The organism is Desulfobacterales bacterium, from assembly GCA_028704555.1.
In the GTDB taxonomy this organism is placed as follows: domain Bacteria; phylum Desulfobacterota; class Desulfobacteria; order Desulfobacterales; family JAQWFD01; genus JAQWFD01.
The window spans coordinates 1-3,914 of the sequence record JAQWFD010000082.1 but is presented as its reverse complement, the minus strand read 5'-3'; the positions used below and the strand labels follow the sequence as shown (position 1 = coordinate 3,914).

Genomic DNA, 3,914 nt, shown 5'->3' with positions numbered 1-3,914 from the left:
ACAGTCCGGTAACAAAGATAAACTTCGTGGTTGACACGCACATAAAGTCTCGCCATACAGCCAATGGAGTCCTTAAGCAGGCTGGCTTACCTAAACAGTTTTGATTGAATTTTAAAAAAATCCGCGCCCATCTGTGAAGATCCGTTGGGAAAAAAGAAATATTATCCACAGGTTACACAGATTAAAGAAAAAGAAAGAATATTATCCACAGATTACGCAAATTGCACAGATTAAAGAAAAAGAAAAAAATTGAGTGCTTGAATTTAAAAATAATCTGTGTAATCTGAGTAATCTGTGGATAAAAATATGATCTAAATAATCTGTGGAAAAAGATTATCCGCGCCAATCCGCGTAAATCCGCGGCAAAAGAATAAAAGCGCAGTCTTGAAAACGAAGAAACCAATAAACCAATGGAATGTCCCCGAAATGTCCCCATCGGATAAAAAATGATACCTGAAATCAAACATCTCGGAGCAAAAAATTGTGTCACAGGCTCATGCCATCTGGTGCAGACTCATCCGGATTCAGACAGCGGTGTAAATATCCTTGTGGATTGCGGTAAAGCCTATGGCAATGACCCTGAGCTTGCCTTTGAGCGGTTTCCTGTTTTACCACAGGATATTGATTATCTGTTTCTGACCCATGCTCACATAGACCACATCGGCCGGGTGCCGGACCTGATCGACGCAGGATTTCAAGGTGAAATCATCTGCACCCATGCCACCAGAGCGCTGCTAGTTCCCATGCTCCGCGATGCGCTCTCTTTTACGCATAAAAGCGACCAGCAGGTCCGGCACCTTGAAAACGCCATTGACGACCTTTCCTGGGGCTTTGAATATCACGAACAGTTTGCCCTGAAAAAAGGCATCCGCTTCAAACTGGGCAATGCCGGACATATTATGGGCTCGTGCTTTATACGGTTTGAATTTCCCCGAAACCCGGCAGGAGAGTATACGGTAATTTTCTCAGGAGATCTGGGATGCACCGACACCCCCATCCTGCCCGATCCTGACCCACCGGATGCCTGTGACCTGCTGGTGCTTGAATCCACCTACGGCGATCGGAATCACACCGGCAGAAAGCACCGCATCGGCCGGCTCAAACATCTTCTCAACCGGGCCCTGGCAGATAAAGGCATCGTCTATATCCCTGCATTTTCCCTGGGAAGAACACAGGAGCTGATCTATGAACTGGACAGAATCAATACCCCGGTTCCTGTTTTTATAGATTCTCCGCTCGGACTGGAAATTATACGTCTGTATTCAAAACTCGATGAATTCTGGGACAAAGAGGCAAAAGCACTCAAGGCAGGCGGTGATCATCCCATTGATTTCAAAAAACTGTATGCCGTGGAAACCTATCGGGACCATCAGCAGCTTCTGGATATAAAAGGCCCGGCCGTTATCATTGCCGGCAGCGGCATGTGTACCGGCGGCCGCATCCTGGACCATCTGAAACACGGTCTGGATGACCCGAAAAACGACATCTTTTTTGTGGGATACCAGGCACAAGGAACCCTCGGGCGGCGCATCATTGAGAAACAGGTTGCCGTCAAGGCCGGTGTGCATTCCCTGACAGGCTACTCCGCCCACGCCGATCAAACCATGCTGGTCAATTGGGTAAAATCCATGCCCCGACCCCCGAAAGAAATCCGGCTGGTACACGGGGAAGCAAGGGCAATGCACGCATTGGGGTCAGTATTGGGGGTCAAACCTTGATTTACTGCCCTCTGACCTCTGTCGTATATAGCCATAGAAGAGAGTGGGCATAAAACATCCGATGTTACAAAAGTTTTAGGAGTGAAGCGGGTGAGCGTTCATAATGGGGCGAAAAAAAGGAAAAAATTTTTTGAAGGGTTATCCAAACAGGTGAATTAGAGTGATAAACTAATAAAGTTACCAGCGTCCCCCCTGTTCACGACAGCCATTTCAATGTCAAGGGTTCGATAGAGGATACAAATTTTTTACCTTTACGATCCATTTAATGCCCTGCTATATAAATTAAAAGATGAGAATCATTTATCAGATACTGATCTTATAACAGGCAAATATTTTTGTCTACCTACTTAGGAAGAATCTACCATGAATATTGCTGAAAAGATTTGTCAGGAAGCAAACCGGCTGCCTGAACCTTTAGCACGAGAAGTTCTCAACTTTATTGAGTTCATCGAAACCAAGCATGGATTGCGTGATATCCGAACAGACCATCTTATGCTATCGCAGACACCTGCCATGTATCACGTTTGGGATAACTTGGAAGATGAGGTATGGAATGACATGTAAGCCCGGTGAGTTGGTCGGCATCCCGTTTCCCTATTCGGATTTAAATACTAAAAAAAGACGGCCTGTTCTCGTCGTGACCCCTCTCGACAGTCACGGTGATTTTATGGGCTTAGCGGTTACTTCGGTACCTACCGTAGAATCGGCGGTTGGCATTAATGAAAAATCGATGGCCATCGGCCGGCTGCCTAAACCGAGCTGGATACGTATTGATAAAATTTTTACATTAAGTGAAACTATTATCGTTAGGAACTATGGTGCCTTGGATGCCGCTGTGTTTCGGAAGGTTGTGGAGAGGCTGTGTGATTACCTTGGCTGCAGCAGTCTGTAAGTACATAAGCCAGTCAGCGAGCCTTCAAACTTTAGATTTTTAAAAAAAAATAAAGTCACAAAGTAATGTCCCCGAAAGTTTTCTGCTAAGAGCGGTTATCTCCCAGGCAGGCTTAAATGTGGCGGATTTTATAAAGAATCTGTAAACTGTTGAAAACGGTAAGGGGCGGTTATGGTTCACACTGAGGCTGAAAAGTATCAAAAGCTAATAAACTATCAACGTCCCCCTCGATCACAACAAATAAATACGAAGGTAAAGGTGAAAGCATGCAATTCAATGCAATAATTGAAAAAGATAATGATGGGTATTTTGCCTATGTGCCTGCATTAAAGGGTTGTGTAAGTCAGGGGGATACTATGGAAGAGGCGCTTAATAATATTAAGGAAGCTGTAGAACTCTATATTGAAACTCTACAGCCGGATCAACTGGCAAAACTCAAAGAATCAAATTATTTTATTGCTCCTTTAGAGGTCAAAGTAGCTCATGCCTGTTAAGCCTGATCGATTAACTGCTTCATTCCCTTTCATGCAGGAAAAATATTGCATCCTAAAATTGTTAAAGAGTTATTTGAAATGATCAAGGATGATAAGGACTAAACAGCCCCATTTATCCGCCGGCAAGTTCCATATCAACAAAAAGATCCGCGCCCATCCGCGTAAATCCGAGGCAAAAATATGCCGTAAATCCGCAAAAAAAATATGCCACGCCAAGCCAGACTCGATGCACCATTAAGAGCCAGAGGTCAGATGGCAGAGGCCAGACGACAGAGATCAGAGATCAGAGGCCAGATGACAGAGAACAGAAGCCAGACGACAGAGATCAGAGATCAGAGGCCAGATGACAGAGAACAGAAGCCAGACGGCAGAGATCAGAGATCAGAGGCCAGATGACAGAGAACAGAAGCCAGACGGCAGAGATCAGAGATCAGAGGCCAGATGACAGAGAACAGAAGTCAGACGGCAGAGATCAGAGATCAGAGGCCAGATGACAGAGAACAGAAGTCAGACGGCAGAGGACAGAAGTCAGAGGACGGAGGGCAGAGAACAGAGGCCATAGGGCAGAATACAGACGACAGATCACAGAAACACCAGTAGCGGGAAAACCTGAATGAGAATTGGAAGCTTTCGGAACCTTATCGTTTATCAAAAAGCGTTTGATCTACAGCAACAGATTTTTATTCTAACAAAGAATTTCCCAAAGGAGGAGATGTATTCCTTGACGGACCAAGTGCGCAGATCATCGCGTTCGATTGGAGCCAACATCAGCGAATCGTGGCAAAAGAGATGCTATGTGGCACATTTTGT

General features: G+C 45.2%; 5 protein-coding genes. All 5 read left to right on the top strand.

Annotated features, from left to right (window positions below; all coding sequences use genetic code 11):
• The first annotated feature begins 446 nt into the window (after positions 1-446).
• On the top strand, positions 447-1,718 hold the full coding sequence (locus PHQ97_15960) for an MBL fold metallo-hydrolase (GenBank protein ID MDD4394228.1): 1,272 nt from the start codon (positions 447-449) through the stop codon (positions 1,716-1,718).
• Between the two features lie 363 nt (positions 1,719-2,081).
• Entirely contained in the window at positions 2,082-2,282 is a 201-nt protein-coding gene (locus PHQ97_15955; protein ID MDD4394227.1) for a hypothetical protein, read from the top strand.
• Complete coding sequence (locus tag PHQ97_15950; protein MDD4394226.1) at positions 2,272-2,610, top strand: type II toxin-antitoxin system PemK/MazF family toxin; 339 nt, start codon at positions 2,272-2,274, stop codon at positions 2,608-2,610. The genes PHQ97_15955 and PHQ97_15950 overlap by 11 nt, the downstream gene beginning before the upstream one ends.
• Positions 2,611-2,876: 266 nt before the next feature.
• Entirely contained in the window at positions 2,877-3,104 is a 228-nt protein-coding gene (locus PHQ97_15945; GenBank protein ID MDD4394225.1) for a type II toxin-antitoxin system HicB family antitoxin, read from the top strand.
• Positions 3,105-3,717: 613 nt separating this feature from the next.
• Positions 3,718-3,914 (top strand): four helix bundle protein (locus tag PHQ97_15940; GenBank protein ID MDD4394224.1); only part of this gene is annotated, 197 nt, incomplete at its 3' end.